Annotated in this window: 11 protein-coding genes; 6 read left to right on the forward strand and 5 right to left on the reverse strand. The window is 64.6% G+C overall.

The window, feature by feature from the left end:
- Positions 1-10 precede the first annotated feature (10 nt).
- Complete coding sequence (locus tag AC6RV7_RS14965; protein ID WP_500094820.1) at positions 11-1138, reverse strand: XylR family transcriptional regulator; 1128 nt, start codon at positions 1136-1138, stop codon at positions 11-13.
- A gap of 224 nt (positions 1139-1362) precedes the next feature.
- Here AC6RV7_RS14965 and AC6RV7_RS14970 point away from each other — a divergent pair, with 224 nt between their 5' ends.
- The 6 genes from AC6RV7_RS14970 to AC6RV7_RS14995 all read left to right on the forward strand — a co-directional run bounded on the left by AC6RV7_RS14970 (position 1363) and on the right by AC6RV7_RS14995 (position 14629).
- Positions 1363-2595 carry an FG-GAP repeat domain-containing protein gene (locus AC6RV7_RS14970; RefSeq protein ID WP_500094821.1) on the forward strand — a complete coding sequence of 411 codons (1233 nt, stop codon included), beginning with the start codon at positions 1363-1365 and terminating at the stop codon, positions 2593-2595.
- A complete protein-coding gene (locus AC6RV7_RS14975) occupies positions 2592-6818 on the forward strand; it encodes a PVC-type heme-binding CxxCH protein (RefSeq protein WP_500094822.1) in 4227 nt (1408 codons plus the stop codon). Before AC6RV7_RS14970 ends, AC6RV7_RS14975 begins: the two co-directional genes overlap by 4 nt.
- Before the next feature lie 11 nt (positions 6819-6829).
- Positions 6830-9823 carry a PVC-type heme-binding CxxCH protein gene (locus AC6RV7_RS14980; protein ID WP_500094823.1) on the forward strand — a complete coding sequence of 998 codons (2994 nt, stop codon included), beginning with the start codon at positions 6830-6832 and terminating at the stop codon, positions 9821-9823.
- A 10-nt stretch (positions 9824-9833) separates the two neighbouring features.
- Positions 9834-10955: a Gfo/Idh/MocA family protein gene (locus tag AC6RV7_RS14985; RefSeq protein WP_500094824.1), complete on the forward strand. Its 1122-nt coding sequence runs from the start codon at positions 9834-9836 to the stop codon at positions 10953-10955.
- Positions 10956-11098: 143 nt separating this feature from the next.
- Complete coding sequence (locus AC6RV7_RS14990) at positions 11099-12730, forward strand: MFS transporter (RefSeq protein WP_500094825.1); 1632 nt, start codon at positions 11099-11101, stop codon at positions 12728-12730.
- Positions 12731-12886: 156 nt separating this feature from the next.
- The gene (locus tag AC6RV7_RS14995; protein ID WP_500094826.1) at positions 12887-14629 is read left to right on the forward strand and encodes a right-handed parallel beta-helix repeat-containing protein; all 1743 of its coding nucleotides are present in this window, start codon (positions 12887-12889) and stop codon (positions 14627-14629) included.
- A gap of 22 nt (positions 14630-14651) precedes the next feature.
- Here AC6RV7_RS14995 and AC6RV7_RS15000 read toward each other — a convergent pair whose 3' ends face one another.
- From AC6RV7_RS15000 to AC6RV7_RS15015, 4 genes are read right to left on the reverse strand one after another with little or no spacing between them, the layout of a single operon-like run.
- On the reverse strand, positions 14652-16118 hold the full coding sequence (locus AC6RV7_RS15000) for a sodium:solute symporter family transporter (protein ID WP_500094827.1): 1467 nt from the start codon (positions 16116-16118) through the stop codon (positions 14652-14654).
- A gap of 57 nt (positions 16119-16175) precedes the next feature.
- Positions 16176-17804: an FAD-dependent oxidoreductase gene (locus AC6RV7_RS15005; protein ID WP_500094828.1), complete on the reverse strand. Its 1629-nt coding sequence runs from the start codon at positions 17802-17804 to the stop codon at positions 16176-16178.
- Between the two features lie 3 nt (positions 17805-17807).
- Complete coding sequence (locus tag AC6RV7_RS15010) at positions 17808-18653, reverse strand: HpcH/HpaI aldolase family protein (RefSeq protein ID WP_500094829.1); 846 nt, start codon at positions 18651-18653, stop codon at positions 17808-17810.
- Complete coding sequence (locus AC6RV7_RS15015) at positions 18650-19105, reverse strand: NanQ anomerase/TabA/YiaL family protein (protein WP_500094831.1); 456 nt, start codon at positions 19103-19105, stop codon at positions 18650-18652. The genes AC6RV7_RS15010 and AC6RV7_RS15015 overlap by 4 nt, the downstream gene beginning before the upstream one ends.
- Positions 19106-19124 lie beyond the last annotated feature (19 nt).

Here is a 19124-nt window from a genome sequence, read left to right on the forward strand (position 1 = left end):
TGGCGCGTTCCTAGACGCGCGCCTGGTTCCGAAATGCCCGCGGCGTCAGGCCCGTTTCGCGCTTGAACGCCACGCTGAGGTATTCGACGTGCTCAAATCCCGTCCGCTCCGCGATCGTGTAAAGCGGAAGATCCGTGTCGGCGAGCAACTGCTGCACGCGCGACAATCTCAGATGAAGAATCTCTTCGTGGGGCGATCGTCCAAGCAGCTTGCGGAACCGTTGCTCTAGCACCCGCCGCGAGATCTTCACGGCATTCAACACGTCCGCGACGTTGATCCCTTCACAAGCATGGCTGCGGATGAACTGCACCGCCCGCACCACTTCGCGATCGTCCAGCGCCAGCACATCCGTGGACTGCCGCGCCGCCACGCCCAACGGCGGAATCAGATGCGGCTCGGGCAACACCTTTCCGCCGGTCATCAATCGATCCAGCAACGCCGCCGCTTCATAGCCGGCCCGCCGTGTGTTCGGGATCACGCTCGAGAGTGGCGGCGTCGCCAGCTCGCAGAGGAGTTCGTCGTTGTCGACACCCAGCACCGCCACCTCGTCCGGCACCGCGAGGCCCGTCTGCCGGCACGCCTCCAGCACCTCGCGTCCGCGCAGGTCGTAGCAGGCGAGAATCCCCACCGGTTTCGGCAGCGCACGCAACCACGTCACCAACTTCCGCCGTTCCGACGCCAGATCGCCGGTTCTGCCTTTCAGCGAGTAGATGCGGCAATCGTGCCCGGCGTCGCGCACCCGCTGCGCAAAGTGATGCTCGCGCCAGAGCGACCAGTTGAAGCGCGAGTCGCCGCAAAATGCGAAATGCTTGAAGCCGCGCTCGAGCAGATGCCCCGCCGCCATCGCCGCGATCGCTGCATCGTCCGTCTCCACCCAAGGCAGCGACGGCAGCAGCCGCCCCGCACTCAGGTCCACGCACGGAACCTTGGCGCGTGTCACCGCCTGGGCGATCCGGGGCGTCTCGATCCGCGCAAGGATGCCGTCCCCTTTCCATCCCTTCAACCAGGCGGTCGGATCGTCTCCGCGCCCCTGCTCCATCAGGTGAAAAGACCACGCCGGGTGCTCCCGCACGTAGTGGATCACGCCCTGCAGCAGTCCGCGCGCATAGGCATTGGACGTCTCGATCAGCAAGGCCACCTGACGGCGGCGGGGCGCGGAGCGACGGGAGCCGGGCGATCTCACCGCGCAGGTATGCAGATCGCTTCGCAAAAAATCAACTCAGGCCATCGCCCTCCGGCAGGGGCGGTGATTTTCGATGACGAACGCCGACGCAACGATTGGTGAAAAATCTCAGAATTATTGCGCCAAGTCTCATGGGAGCCGGCCGACGGCTGTGTTAATTTTGGCGTCGTCCCACCCCCATGTCCGCTGGCCGCTCGCTTTCTCGTTCCGCCCTCGCTGTCCTCGTTGTGAGCGGCACCGTCTTCGCCGCTTCGACCGAATCCCATTCCGCGTCGGCGCTGTCCTACCGGAAGGTTCAGCTGAGCACCGAATTCTTCGCCGAAGGAGGCGCGTTCGGAGATCTCGATCGCGACGGTCACGTCGATGCGATCGCCGGCCCGTTCTGGTATGCCGGTCCGGATTTCGTCGAGCGGCATGAGCTGTATCCACCAAAACCTTTCGATCCGCTCGGTTACTCGGACAACTTCTCCGCATTCGTCCACGACTTCGACGGCGACGGCTGGCCCGATGTGTTTGTCATCGGTTTTCCCGGGCAGGAGGCTTTCTGGCTCGAAAACCCCCGCGACCGGGCCGGCACGTGGAGACGTCATTTTGCCTACGCGCCCGTCGACAACGAGTCACCCACGTTCGGGCCCCTGCTCGCGGCCGACCGTCCGGTGCTCGTTTGCATGAGCAACGGTCGCATGGGCTACGCGAAATCCGATGCCCGCGATCCGACGCGGCCATGGACGTTTCATCCCGTCACCGAGACAAGGACTTGGAATCGTTTCACGCACGGTCTCGGCTTCGGCGACGTCAATGCCGACGGTCGCGCCGACCTGCTTGCGTCGGAGGGCTGGTGGGAACAGCCGGCCTCGCTCGTCAACGACCCGGTCTGGATCCATCACCCCGCTTCTTTCGGAAACGGCGCACACATCCACGTGCTCGACGTCAACGCCGACGGATTGCCCGACGTCATCACGTCGCTCAACGCGCACGGCTACGGCTTGAGTTGGTTCGAGCAGGTGCGCGGCGACGACGGCGCCGTCTCGTTTCGCGAGCACCCGATCCTTTCGAAGACCGAAGAGATCGTCGCGGGCGTTCAATTCTCCCAGCTTCACGCCGTCACGCTCGCCGACATGGATGGCGATCGCGTCCCCGACATCGTTACCGGTAAACGCTGGTGGGCCCACGGTCCGACGAAAGACCCGGCACCCAACGCCGATCCTGTGCTCTACGCTTTCCTCCTACGCCGCACGCCCGCCGGCGAGGTTTCATTCGCGCCTGCGCTGATCGATCGCGCTTCGGGCGTCGGCACGCAACTCGTCGCCGACGACATCAACGCCGACGGTCATCCGGATCTCATTACCGTGAACAAGCGCGGCACCTTCCTCTTCCTCTCCCAGCCTTCGCCCGCAGCCCCTCATCCATGACCGTTCGCTCCTTTCTCGGGCCCGTTCTCCTCCTCGCTCTTTCCCTTCGCGCTGATCCGCCGCCCACCCAGCCGATTTTCGATGGCCGCACGCTCGGCGGTTGGCAGGGCAATTCCGAAACCTGGCGCGTCGAGGATGGCGCCCTCACTGGAGAAATCCGCGCCGGTGAAACGCTCGCCCAGAACGAGTTCATCTATTGGAACGGAGAACTCCACGATTTCGTCCTCGAACTCGAGTTCCGCATTTCCGGCGATCCTTCGGCCAACTCGGGCATCCAGTTCCGCTCCCAGCGCGGGCCCGATGGCCACGCCGCCGGCTACCAAGCCGACCTCGACGATGGCGCGACCTGGCTCGGTCGCATCTACGACGAACACGGCCGCGCGTTGCTCGTCGAACGTGGCACGCGCGTCGCCATCGCGCCCGGTGGCGGTCGCTGGGTCGACGAGTTCGCCCCGGCCGCCAGCTTCAAATCGCTTTATCGGCGCGACGCGTGGAACACCTGTCGCATCACCGCCAAGGCGTCGCACGTCGAGATCTGGATCAACGGTGTCCTCGTCTCCGCGCTCGACGACCACCAGGCCGGCGAAGCCGAATTCTCCGGGCTGCTCGCGCTCCAGCTGCACAGCGGCCGGGGCCCTGCGAAAGTTCAATTCCGCAACCTCCGCGTCGCTCATCTCGGCCGCACCGCACTCCCACCGCCGCCAGCGCCGGAAGCCGCCGAGAACCGTCCCGTCATTTCGATTTCTCCGACCGACGCCTCGGGCCAGCCGCTGAATTTCGGTTTTGAGACGGGCAAGCTCGACGGCTGGACAGTTGAAGGCGACGCGTGGTCCGCCCAACCGGTTCGCTACTACGAGCCGGACACTCCCCGGCGCAAAGGCGAAGCGCCCACCGATCCCGTCGGCAATTTCTGGATCGGCCCGGCCAAGCGTCCCGGCCCGCACGGCACCGGCCAGCTCATTTCCCCCACGTTCGAGGTCACCCATCGCTGGGCCAGCTATCTGGTCGGCGGCGGCAGCGATATCAACCGGACGCGTATCGAGCTTGTGGATGCATCCACTCAAGCGATTCTTCATTCCGCCTCCGGCCGCGGCAGCGACGCGTTGCGCCGCGAGGTCATCGACTTCGGCCGTTCTGTCGGTCGCCGCGTTTTCATCCGTCTCGTCGACCAGGCGACCGAAGGTCTCTATGGCCACATCGATTTCGACGATTTCGTTTTCCACGACCGCCAGCCCGATTTCACGGTCAACCCCGACGACTTTCGTCAGCACGAGAGCGCCGTGCTCTGGCACCTGCAGCCGAATCCCGCGGCGCCCACCGCCATTCCCAATGTCGACGCGCAAAAGGTCGTGCGCGACATGAAGGTGATGAACGGCTTTCAAGCCGAGCTCATCGCCGCCGAATCCGACATTCATCAGCCCATTGCGTTTGCCATCGACGAGCGTGGACGCCTCTGGGTGGCCGAGGCCTACAGCTATCCCACCAAACAACCCGCCGGACAGGGCAAGGATCGCATCCTCATTTTCGAAGATGCCGATGGCGACGGCTCCTTTGAAACGCGCAAGGTCTTCATCGAAGGCCTTAATCTCGTCAGCGGTCTCGAGGTGGGTTTCGGCGGTGTGTGGATCGGAGCGGCGCCCGAGTTGCTGTTCATCCCCGACCGCGATCGCGACGACCGTCCCGACGCCGCGCCGCAGGTGCTGCTCGACGGCTGGGGTTATCAGGACACGCACGAAACCCTCAACAGCTTCACCTGGGGCGTCGACGGCTGGCTCTACGGCGTGCAAGGCGTGTTCACGACGTCCGCCATCGGCAAGCCCGGCACTCCCGACAACGAACGCCTGCGCCTCCGTGCGGGCGTCTGGCGCTATCATCCGCTCCGCCATGAGTTCGAAATCTTCGCGAGCGGCGGCAGCAATCAATGGGGTCTCGATTTCAACGAAGCGGGCCACCTCTTCATGACACACTGCCGGAGCTTTTACGGCGGCGGTGGCACGACGCACGTCATCCGCAACGGCCATTACTGGAATCAGGCCAACTCCGACTACGCGCCGTTCGTTTCCAATCGCGGTCCCGATTTCGCGCCGGCGTTGAAGAACTATCTTCCCTCGTCGGCGCGCTACGACAGCGGCGAAGGCGGCGCGGGCAAGCCTGGCACCACCGCGGTCTACGGCGGACACTCGCACGTCGGCACGATGATCTACCTCGGCGACAACTGGCCCGACATCTACCGCGACCATCTTTTTACGCTCAACCTGCACGGTCACCAGATGAACCAGCAGCACAACGTGCGGCAGGGTTCTGGATACGAGACGTTCCACGCCGGTTTCGATCTCCTGTTCGCGTCCGATCGCACATTCATGGGCGTCGATCTGCAGTATGGCCCTGACGGCGCCGTTTACCTCATCGACTGGTGCGACCACCAGCATTGCCATTCACCGCGCGACGATATTTGGGAGCGCACCAACGGTCGGCTCTATCGCATGGCTTGGAGAGAAACGTGGAAACCGACGAAGGTGAACCTTTACGAGAAGACGGACCGCGAACTCGCCGCGCTTCACACCCACAAGAACGAATGGTTTGTCCGCACTTCGCGCCGCCTGCTACAGGAGCGCTCCGCGGCCAGACCGATCGACGCCGCCGCTCTCGCCGAACTCCGGCGGATTGCTGCCGAATCGAGCGAGGTGTCGCAGATCTTGCGCGCGCTCTTCACGCTTCACGTCGTCGACGCGCTCGACGCCGCCCAACTCGCCACGCTCCTTCAGCACCCGAGTGACCTCGTGCGCTCGTGGGGCGTCACGTTCGCCACGGAGCGGCGCAGCGCTCCCGCTCTCCCGGTTGCATCGCTCGTCGTGCTGGCGTCCGACGACCCTTCTCCGACCGTCCGCCTCGCGCTCGCCTCCGCGCTGCCCGCGCTCGCAGCGGCCGACCGCTGGGAGATCGCCGCGGCGCTCGCGCGGCACGCCGAGGATATCGACGACCGCTTTCTGCCGAGGATGATCTGGTTTGGCATCGCCCCGCTCATGGCGGCCGATCCTGGCCGCGGCCTCGAGATGGCCGCCAGCACACCGCTGCCCTCGCTTGCCGACTCGATCCGCTGGTTCGCAGCGCAAAGTCCCGTCGCACGCGAGCAACTCGTCGCCCAGCTCGTGGCCGCTAGTCCGGACGTCGCCGCGCGGGCTGTGCGCCTCATGGCCTTTGCCCTCGAGAGCGAAAGCAGCCTCCCGATGCCGCCGCTCTGGCCCGAGCTGTCGCAGCGGTTCCTCTCGCAACCGGAAACATCACCCGAGCGCGCTGCCGCTCTCCAGCTCGCGGCGCTGTTCGGCGACGAAGCGGTGCTGGCCCGCACCCGGGCCACGCTGGACAATACCCGCGCTCCGCTCGCTGAACGCGAAAACGCGCTCGCGCTTCTCAAGCGCGCGCGCGATCCGGCCGCGGTTCCCGTTTACATCCGCCTGCTCGAGGAGAAGGCGTTTCGCAGCGCCGTGATCCCGTTGCTCGCCGGCGTGGACAATCCCCAGGTTGCGTCCGGCCTGCTGCGGCATTTCGAATCGCTCAACGATGCCGATCGCGCCACCGCGCTCGCGACGCTCACCAGTCACCCGCGGCTGGGCCTCGCTCTGCTCGAGGCGGTGAGCGCCGGGACGTTCGACAGAAAGCATCTCACCGCCCTGCACGTCCGCCAGTTGCGGAGCCTGCGTAACAAATCCGTCGATACGTTGCTCGACCGGCTCTGGGGCCGCGTGGCCGAGTCTCCGGCTGAAATCAAGGCGGAGATGAATCGCTACCGGAAGTCCTTCGCAGGCGCACCGCGGTGGGCTTACAACCCGCGCCTCGGACAGGAAACCTTCCAGCAGCTTTGTGCCACGTGCCACAAGTTCGAAGGCCAGGGCGGAAACCTCGGCCCTGATCTCACCGGTTCCTGGCGCAACGGCGTCGATTACTTCATCGAGAACATCGTCGATCCCAACGCCGTCGTCGGCACCGATTTTCAGCTCAACCTCATTACCAAGAACGACGGCAGCGTCGTCTCCGGTATGGTCGAGCGCGAATCGGAGACCGCACTCGTCGTTCGCACTGCGACCGAAACCGTCAACGTGCCAAAATCCGAACTGAAACACCGCGAGGCCCTCGAGCAGTCGCTCATGCCGGTCGGATTGCTGCAAACGCTCTCCGAGAAGCAAGTCGTCGAGCTGCTGATGTTCCTGACCGAACGCCCATGAGGTTTCCTTCCATGCTTCGATACCTGTGCTCGCGTTTCACCGCCCTCGCCGTCGCTGCTGTCTTCGCCGTCTCCGTTCACGCCCAGGAGGGTTTTCCGATCGCGGCCGGCACGGGTCTCGCCCCCGAAGCCGCCGCCAAGGCGATGTCACTTCCGCCGGGCTTTCACGCGACCCTCTTCGCTGGCGAGCCTGACGTGCACCAGCCGATCGCCTTCACCATCGACGAACGGGGCCGCCTCTGGGTCGTCGAAAACTACTCGTATCCCGATTGGTCACCCTATGGGCGCGATCGCGTCGTCGTTTTCGAGGACACGAATGGCGACGGGCGTTTCGATACCAGCAAGGTTTTCTACGATCAGCTGAACTTCGGCAGCGGCATCGCCGTCGGCCTCGGCGGCGTGTGGGTCGGCAGCGCGCCTTATCTGCTTTTCATTCCCGACAAGAACCGCGACGACATTCCCGACGGGCCGCCGGAAGTGGTGCTCGATGGCTGGGGACATGACGACACCCACGAGACGCTGAACAGCCTCGTGTGGGGCCCCGATGGCTGGCTCTACGGCAACCAGGGCGTGTTCACGCAGTCGAACGTCGGCCGTCCCGGTTCCGGCGATGCCGGGCGAATCCGCCTCAATGCCTGCGTCTGGCGCTATCACCCCACCAAGAAAATTTTCGAGGTGTTTGCCGAGGGCATGAGCAATCAATGGGGGCTCGACTTCAACGATGTCGGCGACGCGTTCGTCACCGCTTGTGTGATACCGCATCTCTACCACGTCATCCAGGGCGCGAGCTACCAACGCCAGGCTGGCCCACACGCGAATCCGCATGTTTACGACGACATCAAAACCATTGCCGATCACTTCCACTACGATCGCGGCCAGACCTGGGTCGACTCGCGTTTGGGCAAGGGCGGAACCGACGCCGCCGGCGGCGGCCATGCGCATGCCGGCACGTTGATCTATCTCGGCGACAGCTTTCCCGCCGAATATCGCGGCTCGCTTTTCACGCACAACATCATGGGCAGCCGGATCAATCGCGACGTGCTTGAGCCGTCCGGCTCCGGCTACATCGGGCGTCACGCGCCGGATTTCATGAAGGCCAACGACGCGTGGTTCCGCGGCCTGCGCCTCGAGGTCGGTCCCGATGGTTCGCTCTTCAACAGCGATTGGTATGACGCCCGCGCGTGTCACCAACAGCGTCCCGACGATCGCACCAACGGCCGCATCTATAAAATCTCCTTTGGAGAAACGAAACCGTTGCGCGTCGATCTCGCGATCTGCTCCAACGAGGAGCTCGTCGCCTTCCAGCTCCACACCAACGACTGGTGGGTTCGTCGCGCCCGCCTGCTCCTGCAGGAACGCGGACCCAATCCCGCCGTGGCTGCCGCGCTGCTCGAGCAATTGCGCGCGCAAAAAGAGGTGACGCGCCAGCTCCGCTCCCTCTGGGCCCTGCATGCGGTCCGCGGACTCACCGAAGCGATCGCCCTCGATCTCCTGCGGCATCCCGAACCGCACGTCCGCGGCTGGACCATCCAGCTGGCCTGCGAAGACAGGGCTCCGTCCGCCGCCCTGCTCACAGCGTTCGCCGATCTCGCGCGCAACGACCCCTCGCCCGTCGTGCGCCGTTTCCTCGCCTCAGCCGCCCAACGCATCGCCCCCGCGAAACGCTGGGACATCGTCGAGTCGCTGCTCGCGCATGCGGAGGACGCTTCCGACCACAATCTCCCGCTGCTCTACTGGTTCGCGCTCGAACCCCTCGTGCCCCTCGATCCCGCCCGGGCCCTCGCTCTCGGCGGCCGCACGCCGCTCACCGCCGTTCGCGGCTGGATCGCAAAACGTCAGGCGACGCTTTCCGAAGCAACCGCTGCTGCCGACGGCGACGGCGCGAGCTCCCTCGACGGGCTCCTCAAGGCACTGGCGGAGACCACCGACGTCGCTTACCAGCACGAGATTCTCGACAGCATCATGGGCGCCACCGAAGGCCGCTCCGACCTGAAGCCACCGGCCGCCTGGGGCGCGGTTTTCTCGAAGCTCAGCGCCAGCGAGGACCCGCAACTCGTCGCCAAAGCCGACGCGCTCGCCGCGCGGCTCGGGGACAAGGACATGGTGTGGCGCAAGCAAGGCGTCGTGCTCGACCCCTTCGCGCCGTTATCCGCCCGGCTCGCGGCACTGCAGGTCCTGCTCGATCATCGGAATTTCCAGCTCACGCCGGTTTACCAAAAGATCCTCCCGGAACCCGGCCTGCGCCTCGGCGCGCTCCGCGGGCTGGCAGCCTACGACGTGCCCACGACCCCGCCGGCGATCCTCGCCATGTATTCAAGCTTCAACGACGAAGAGAAGCGCGCCGCGCTTTCCGTCCTCACCGGCCGGCCCGCTTACGCGCGCGTCCTGATTGAGGCCGTGCGCGCCGGCACGATTCCGAAAGCCGATGTCGATGCGAGCGGGCTGCGTCAGCTCGCGCTCTTGCACGATGCGGAAATCTCGCGCGCTGCCGCGGACCTTTGGGGTGTCGTGCGCGAATCTCCGGAGTCGGCCGCGCAGGAAATCGCCCGCTGGAAACGGATCCTCACCCCCGAAAAGCTCGCGGCCGCCAGCCCTGTCCGCGGGCGCGCGAAATTCGAGCAGAGCTGCGCCCTTTGCCACCGGCTTTTCGATTCCGGAAAAACCATCGGCCCCGAACTCACCGGCTCGAATCGCGCGGACCTCGATTACCTGCTCGTCAACCTCATCGATCCCAATGCCGTCATCGGTAAAGACTACCTCCTCACCACCGTCGAAACGAAGGACGGTCGCACCGCCGCCGGCATCCTTCGGCGTCAGAACGCCGCGAGCATCACGCTCGTGAACCAGGTTGAATCCACGACGCTGGCGCGCGACCAGATCAAGAGCGTCTCGCAGCTCGAGATGTCGCTCATGCCCCCCGGTCTGCTGCAAGGGATGAACGACGACGAGGTCGCCGACCTCATCGCCTACCTGCGCAGCCCCACCCAAGTGCCGCTCACTCAATAACCGCTTCCTCATGGCTAAAAGAATCAACGTCGCGATCGTCGGACTCGGTTTCGGCGCCGAGTTCATCCCGATCTATCAAGCACATCCCCACGCGAATCTCGTCGCCATTTGCCAGCGCGACCCGAAAAAGCTCGTATCGCTTCAAAAAGCTTTCGGCGTCGGGAAGGGCTATACCGACTACCGGGAGCTTTTGCGCGACCCGGACGTCGAGGCGGTTCACATCAATACGCCGATTCCTGATCACGCGGGTCAGACCATCCAGGCGCTGCAAGCCGGCAAGCACGTCGCCTGCACCGTGCCGATGGCCACCTCGCTCGAAGACTGCCGGCGCATCGTCGAACTCACGCGCAAGACCGGCCTGAAATACATGATGATGGAGACGGTCGTTTACGCCCGCGAATATCTCTTCATCAAGGACCTCTTCGACCGCGGCGAACTCGGCAAGATCCAGTTCCTGCAGGCCAGCCATCAACAGGACATGGACGGCTGGCCTCACTACTGGCCCGGCCTTCCGCCGATGTGGTATGCCACGCACTGCGTCGGACCGATGCTCGCGCTGACCGACGCCGCCGCCGAATACGTTTCCTGCTTCGGCTCCGGCACCATTCGCCCGGAACTCGTGAAGCACTACGGCTCGCCGTTTGCCGTCGAGACCGCGCACCTCAAGTTCCGCGATTCCGATCTCTCCGCGCGCATCATCCGCTCGCTCTTCGACACCGCCCGTCAGTATCGCGAATCGATCGACGTTTACGGCTCGAAGAAATCCTTCGAGTGGTCGCTCATCGAACACGAGCCCCACGTCCTCCACACCGCCAAGCTTCCCGAGTCCAGGATTCCGAAGAAGGTCAAAGTCCCCGACTATGCGAAACGGCTGCCGAAAGGTATCCGTCCTTTCACGACGAAAGGCGTCTACGACCTCGGCAAGAAAACCCACCTCAGCTTCACGCAGGGCGCCGGGCATGGTGGCTCGCATCCGCATCTTGCGCACGAGTTCATCTCGGCGCTGATCGAAGACCGCGATCCGTATCCGAACGCCCAAAAGTCCGCCAACTGGACCTGTGTGGGGCTTTGCGCCCATGCATCTGCGCTGGCCGGCGGCCGGATCGTGAAGCTCCCCGCCTTCACCCTCTAGGAACCATTCGGCCTCGCGCCTCCAGGAGCGCGGAGCCTCTCCCCGCCTTCAGGCTTCGCGAAAAAACAGTCGAAGCCCGCGCACTTTCCCGCCGCCAAAAAAAAGATCCACTCCACATCTCCGCTTCACCCTGCCTTCACCCCATGACCGCCTCCCCCGCTTCGGATCAAGGAACCGCTCCTCATGCCCGGCGCCTCCTTTGGGCCGGCTTCGCCGCCATCCTCGCCACCGCCGTCGGGTTCGCCCTTCGCGGCGGCATTCTCGACAACTGGGGCGCCGAGTACGGCTTCAACGCGACTCAACTCGGCGACATTGGCGGCACCGGACTCTCCGGCTTCTGTTTCGGCGTGATCATCGGTGGCCTGGTGGCCGACAAGATCGGCTACGGTAAACTCGTGATCGCCGCTTTCGTGCTGCACGTCCTGTCCGCGATCGTGACCTTGAGCGCAGGGATCGAGAACGCCTACACGATGCTTTACTGGGGCACGTTCCTGTTCGGCGTCGCGAACGGCACCCTCGAAGCCGTCGCGAATCCGCTCGTGGCCACGCTCTTTCCCCACAACCGCACGCATTACCTCAACATCCTCCACGCCGCGTGGCCCGCCGGCCTGGTGCTCGGATCGGCGCTGGGTTGGATCCTCGACGACCGCTTTCATCTTGGCTGGAAGATCCAGCTCAGTCTGTTCCTCCTTCCCACCGTCGTCTACGGCCTGATGTTCCTCGGCCAGAAGGCGCCGAAATCCGAGGCGTCGGAGAGAGGCATCGGGCTGGCCGAGATGTTCAAGGACGTAGGTCTGCTGGGAGCGCTCGTCGTCTGCTATCTCCTTTCCCTGTTTCTCGCCAACGCGCTCGGCCTGTCACAAAACACCGGATACGCCATCGCCGGCGTCCTGCTGGTGATCGTTGGCGTGATCACGCGTTTCTCCCTCGGCTCGTTCCTGCTGTTTCTGCTGTTCTTCACGCACTTGCTCGTCGGCGCCGTCGAATTGGGCACGGACAGCTGGATCCAGAACATCACCGGCAATCTCTTCAGCTCCGAGCAGGGCAAATGGCTCTTCATCTGGACCTCGGCCCTGATGTTTGCGCTCCGGTTCTCGGCGGATTGGATCGAGCGCAATCTCAAGCTTTCCCCCGTCGGCCTGCTCCTGGTATGCGCCGTGCTCGCCAGCCTCGGCCTCACGCTCACGAGTCGCATCAACTCCTTCGGGATGGCGCTGCTCGCGCTCAGCGTCTACGCGGTCGGCAAAACCTTCTTCTGGCCCACAATGCTCGCGGTCGCGTCCGACCGCTTCCCGCGCACCGGCGCGCTCGCGATCTCCATCATGGGTGGCATCGGCATGTTGTCGGCGGGCGTCATCGGCGGTCCCGGGCTTGGCTACGCCAAGGATCGTTTTGCCGGTGAGGAACTCGCGAAGGCCGATCCTGCCGCTTACGCGGAATACAAATCTCCCACGCCCTCGCAGTTCCTCTTCTTCTCGGACGCCACCGGACTCGACGGTCGCAAGTTCGGCGCGGTCTCCGAGAAACTCGCCGCCGCCCGCGCCGAAGCCGCGCGCACCGGTGCCGCCCCGACGACCGCGTATGCCGCTTTGACGCCCGCCGAGCGGACCGTCCACGAAGCGAGCATCGCCGGTGATCGCCGCACCTTGCAGGCCGACGCCTTCGTTCCCGCCATCATGGCCGCGATCTATCTCTCGCTGTTGCTCTATTTCAAAGTGATCGGCGGCTACCGGGTTTTGCACATCGATTTAACGCCGCGGCCGCGGAGAGCGTAGCCGATCGATCATCGTCGCGTGCGTGCAGGTTGGCCGCTCATGCGGTTGAGTCGTGGGCCGGTGTCTTTCAAACGTGCTTCGCGCGACCGTGTCGTCGCGGCACCGGCTTTGGGCGGATGCTGCGTGTCCCGTCGACCAATCGGTTCCCGCCTGCTCATGTCTCCCATGAAATTCATCCGGCGTCTTTTCACCCCCGTATTTCAGGTCAGCGCGGTTGTCGCGGGATTCCTAGTCACATCTGCGATGCAGGCGCAGCGCTTTGAAACGTATGACTTGATCGTGCCGACCGCCGGAGCTCCCAGCGATGTCACGCTGGTCGATGGCACCGGGGTTGAGCTTCCTCCCGATCGCAGCTTCGTGATCGGCATCGAGGGCGGAGTGCGCAATCCGATCGAGTTTCGCAACTGGGCGGGCACGGCGCGCTTCCCGATCGTCATCACCAACCGCCATGGCACTGGTCGCGTCTCCATCAGCGATCTCGATCCGGACAACGCTTCCGCTCCGCATCGCACCGCGATTCACCTCCACAACGCCAGATTCGTCCAACTCCGCGGCGACAACGACCCCGTGAATCGCTACGGGATCGAAATCGCCCGGGCCGGCGGCAAAAACGGCGGCAGCGGCAAACGAGGCGTCGAGGTCACCGGCATCAGCAGCGACGTCGCGGTCAGCTTTCTCGAAATCCGCGAGGCCGCCTTCGCCGGGATCATGATCAAGGAGGATCCTCGCTGCAATCCTGCCACCTCCCACCCGAATCTCGTCTATCGCAACATCAGCGTTCACGACAACTATATCCACGACTGCGGTGGCGAGGGTCTCTATATTGGATTTTCCTTTTGGACCGACGATCGTTGTCCCGCCGGCGAGGGCGGCTACGCCCACAATATCGAAGGACTGAGAATCTATAACAATCTCGTCGAGCGCTGTCTCTGGGACGGCATCCAGGTCGGCGGTGCTCCGGTGGGTGTCGAGATCTTCAACAACGTCGTCGTCGATTCGGGCATCGGCGGCGGCACCGGAAAATCGGGCGATACGGGCGTCGGTGTACAACTCGGCGCCGGCGTCAGCGGCCGTCTCTACAACAACCTAATCGTCAACAGCCGCAACACGGGCATCGCGATGTTCGGGCTCGGGAACAATATCATCTTCAATAATCTGATCCACGGCGCGCGCACCGGGATCTTCCTCGACAACCGGCCCGATCCCGTCGGGCCGGACACTCCGCCCGAGCGGCAGACTCAGCCCGGAGCGCCGTATTACGTTTACAACAACACCTTCATCGCGATTGCCGGACGCGCGATGTGGACGATGAGCGCGCTCACCGACAATCAATTCAAAAACAATCTCGCGATCGGCCCGGGATCCGAAGGCCGCGAGTTCGTCCATTACGACAAGCCGCCCAACCGTCCCGACCATCCGTTGCCGACCGGTGTTGAAGCGGGAAACAGTTTTCAACGCGACCGCGCCGCGCTGCATTTCGCCGATCCCGACCATTACGATTTTCGTCTCCTCGACACCTCGCCGCATGGGATCGACGAAGGTGTGCCGCTCCCTGACTACGTGCCAACCGATTTTCAGGGCGCGCCACGACCCCAGGGCCGCCGCTACGATGCCGGCTACGCGGAGTCGGGTGCGCTTTCTGTCTTTCTCGTCGCCAAGCCCCCTACGAGTGCGGGCAGCGACGGTGCGATCACCGCCAACGCCATCAACGGTGCCGCTCCCTATACTTACGCGTGGTCCAACGGCGCGACGTCCGCCGCCATCACGAATCTCGCGCCCGGCCTGTATCGGGTCACGGTCACGGACGCCAGGAAGCGCGTCGTGGAACAGGCGACCTATCTTTTTGCCGGCGCGAAAATGGGGATGCCGGTGTCCGCGCCACCGCGTCTGCCGGAGTAAGCCGCCAAAACCGAACGACCGCTCAGCCGCCGCGTCTTTGCTCGAACGCCACCAGTCCGGTTTGGTCGCGAGCTTCCTGCCGGCTCCCGAAGCGGGCTATCCCCAGCGCCACGGTTGTCACGACTGCAGCCGAAATCGGTCCCAGCCAGAGAAACGAGATCGGAGTGAGAAAGTTAACCGCCACCGCGGTTGCGATGCCGCACAGCGTCCCCCAGAACGCTCCGGCCGCCGTCACGCGAGGTGTGATCATGCCGAGGAGAAACACCGCGGTGAGGCTGCCGCCAAAAAGATTGATGATGCGAGTGGTCGCCTCGAGCAAGTGCCCCAGCCGGCCGCTGCCGCACGCGACAGACGTCACCAGCACCCCGAGAGCGAACGTTGTCCAGCGAGCTTCCCTCAGGGACGCCGGGCGTTTTTTCCACGGAGTGAAAAAATCGGAAAGCAACACCGCAGCCTGCGAGTTGAGCACCGCGCTGATCGTGGACATCGAAGCAGCCAGCACCGCCGCAACCAGCAGGCCCCGTGCGCCCGCCGGCATCTCCTCGGTGATGAACTTGACGAAGATCCGATTCGGTTCCGTGACCAGGCCGCCCTTTTCCGGATGTACAGAGTAGAACGCGAACAACGCGGTGCCGACGAAGAACAATCCCAGTCCCACGCCGGCCGAAATCAGCATCGATAGAATCAGCGCGCGGTTGGCGTGCGCGACCGACTTGGTCGTCATGAAGCGCTGGATCTCCGCTTGATCGGACCCCCATTGGCTCAGAAGCATGAAAGCGCCGCCCAACACGCCACCCCATAAGGTGTAGGTCTTCGTGAAGTCCGCGGAGGCGTCCCAGAGCTGGAGCCGCCCCGCCCCTTCCGCGATGTCCCAGATTCGCGCGAGGCCGCCGTCGACGCCGTTGACGACGATGGCGATGGCCGCGACGAGTCCCCCGAGCAGCACGAAAAGCTGCAGCGTGTCGGTCCAAATCACGGCGCGAATTCCTCCGCCCACCGTGTAGAGCGTGGTCGTCAGCCCGGTCATCAGGATCAAACCCAGCACGGGCCATCCGGTGATTTCCGCAAGGACCAGCGACGGAGCGTAGATGACGACGGCCAGGTATCCGCACTTGAGCAGGAGAAAAAGCGAGCTGGCGAGGCGCCGTGTCCTCCGGTCGAAGCGGCGTTCGAGGTATTCGTAAATCGAATATATGTTGAGCCGGAATAAAATGGGCAGCATCACGGCGCCCAACACCAGCAGGGCGAGCGGCATCCCGAGCCGGATCTGGTGGAACGTATAATTCGAACTGAAGGCGAGTCCTGGCGCCCCAAGATACGAGACGCCACTCACGATCGTCGCGATGCCGGAGAACATCGCCGCCCACCACGGGACATCGCGATTGCCGAGGAAAAACTCGCGCAGCGAACCCTGGCGGGCGAACCGCGCCCCGACCAGCAGCACCACGCCGAGGTAGCCAGCCACAATGACGCCGTCGAGTGCAGTCATCCCTGTCGGATTGAACTCCTTCGGGTCGAGCCCGCACACCGCGGCGGGTCGCGCGGGTCAGCGGGCATGGGCGTGGGGATCGCCGTCATCGAGCACCAGGTTTTCCGGCCAGGCGAGTTCGATGCCCTGCCGTACGAGCATCGCTTGAAAGTCGCCCAAGCGTCGGGAATCGGCGTGCACCGCGTGGGGCCCCACGCCGCAATCGAGGCAGTGGCTTACGAGGAGTCCCGCCGCCTCGCCGATGTTCCACTCCACCGGATGCAGCCGGTAGCAGCCGTTCGTGATGTGCGTGGTGCCGATATTTTTCGCCGCCGGGAGCAGATTTTCCACGCGCCGCGGGAGTAGCGCGCCCAGGGGAATCCGGAAGGGCAGCGACGGCACGTCGACATAGTTGTCGCCGTCGGTGGTCGGATGCAGATCGATGCGGTAGTATCCGATTCCGACCGAATCCGCATGGCGGTTGCCCAGCGTGTCGCCCGACCGATGCGTCGCGGAAACGTCCTGTTCCCGAATCGTCGTAACCGCGCGGATACGTCGCGATTCGCGGATGTAGGGCGCCATTGCCAGTCCGTCATCGGTGCCGAGCAGGTCTCCGCGCAATCGCAGCCGGGGCCAGCCTTGACCGCCGTCCGGCCGCGGGGCCTCCGTCTGCAGCCAGTAAACCATGCTGCGGCTCAATTCCCGTGCTTCCGCGATGCGTCTCGCCCGCTCCTCCCGATCGCACGTCAGGATGTCTTTTTCCATGTAGTCGATCATGGGCCAGTTCACGAGGCACAGGTCGCTGGGAAAGAATCCTTCCCGGAAGAGCGAGCGGTCGACGATCCGGCGGAAGGCCCACAGCCCCGAGAACAAACCCGGCTTTTCGCGATGCGGGTCGAAACGATAGCGCATCTCCGCCATCGTGCGCGGGTTCAATCCCGTCCAGTCGAGCAGCCGGCCGGGCCATGGCGGTGTCAACGCTGGCACGTAGTCGCGCCAGCGCGCATAACCTTCGGACACCGGGAGCACGCGTTCCTCCGGCCCTTCTTCAAGAAGGAAGCAAACCGACAGGGCCTGAACGTTGCGCGGGCGGGCCCTCGCGTCCGCCCCCGGCTCGCCGGTCTGCGCTTGGGATTCGCTGCCGGTGACGTGTTCGACGCCGCCGAGCGGCAGCAGATCGCCGTTTTCCGTGGCATCCAGGAAGTAGGATCCTACCAGGCGAGTCGTCTCGCCGGTTCGCCGGTTCCTCGCGACGAGGGCGTTGAACCGGGCTGCCCCCGCCGGCTCGAGCGCCACCGGCTCGTGCTCCGTCAACACGTGCAACCGCCCCGCTGCGACAAACGGCGCGAGCTGCGACTGCAACACTGCGAGTGCGACCCGCGGCTCATGGCAGAGCGGCGACACCCACCCGTTGCCGGGATTCAAAATCGGATTCTCCCGGTGCTCCGGCCGGAGCGGATAATGCGCGCGATAGTAGCCGCGCACGCCGTCTCGAAAACGTCGATACCGCGCGGTGCAGCCAAAGCGTTCGATCCAGCCATGCTCGTCGGGCGGCACCGCCTGCGAGGTGAATTGTCCCCCGATCCAGGCAAATTCCTCGGTGAGGATGACGGTGCGGCCGTTCTCGAGCAGCGCAAGCGCGGCGGCGCAGCCTCCGACGCCGCCTCCGGCGATCACCGCGTCCGCGCGGCAGGTTTGCAGCGGCATGGCTCAGGGATAGGTGACCGTTGCGCCCGTCGCTTTGGCAGGCCCGGCCGACAAGGTCCTGGCCAGTTCGCGAAGCCCGAGAGTCATCACCTTGAGGTCCCCGCCCGGGCACAGGAACTGCGCCCCGAGCGCGACCGCCTGCGCATACAACTCAGGGCCGACCGCGACCGTTCCCCAGAATTTTCCGGAGGCTTTGGCCGCCGCGGCGACCTTCTCCATCGCGCTGCGCACCTCCTGATGCCCGAGCTGGCCCGGCACGCCGATGCTCGTCGAGTAGTCGCCCGGCCCGAAGAAAAGTCCGTCGACCCCGGGCACCGCGGCAATCGCCGCCGCATTCGCCACCGCCTGTTCGTGTTCGATCTGGCAGAGCAGCAAGGTCTGCGTGTTCTGGTGCCGCATGTATTCGATCGGCGGATGCGACGCATACCCGCTGTCGATGTTGCCGCCGTTCCAACCGCGCTGTCCCGTGACTTCGCCCGCCAGCGGCTTCGGGTTGTTGAACTTCGACCAGCTGACAATCCGGCGGGCCTCGTCGGCGTCCGCGACCATCGAGCACATCAGGCCGCCCACGCCCGTTTCGAGCGTGCGCATCACGACCTGGTAGTCGGCGGCCTTGAGCCGGGCGATCGTGGTCACCGGGTGGGCTTTCGCCACCAGATTCAACGTCGCGAGTTCCTGGGTCGGAATGTCGAAGTGTTCCAGATCGAACCAGATGGCATCGAACAGGCGCGAGCCACTCACGAAGTCGACATGGCGGGGACTCGCGAAGTTTCCGGTGACATACACGGTCACCACTCCGCCGGAGCGGATTTTCGCGAGGGCGCGGTTGGGAGAAAATTGATAGCTCATGCGGAAGGGTTTAGCCGGATCTTGAAGCACACCTTGGTGATCTCGCCTTCACCGATCAGCGGCGCGTGGAGCTCACCCGGAAAGAAGATCGCGAAGCGGTCGCCGGTGACCGGGAGGAACTGGGCCGGGGTGCCGTCGTAAAGACCGAAGTCGGCGCCCGGATTGAAAGGCGCGCGAACCGGCAATCCCTCTGCCTCCCCTCGCCACCCGATGCGCTCCGCCCCCTGGAGACAAAAGTGCAGATCGGCGAAATTGCGGTGGTATTCGAATCCCGCGCTAACCGCGCTCCGTGCGGCCTTGCGCACCACCGAGAACCAGAGATCGCCGGCGCGAAGTTCTGTCCGTCCGTCCGGCCACACGGCCGCCGGGTCCCGCAGGCGGTCGAAGATCTGCGCGAAATCGGGACCGAGACCGCGGTAGCGGTCGCTCGCATCGAGTCGGTCGTAAATCATGGAAGTGCTTTGCGCTCGC

This window comes from Opitutus sp. sgz309028 (assembly GCF_059821195.1).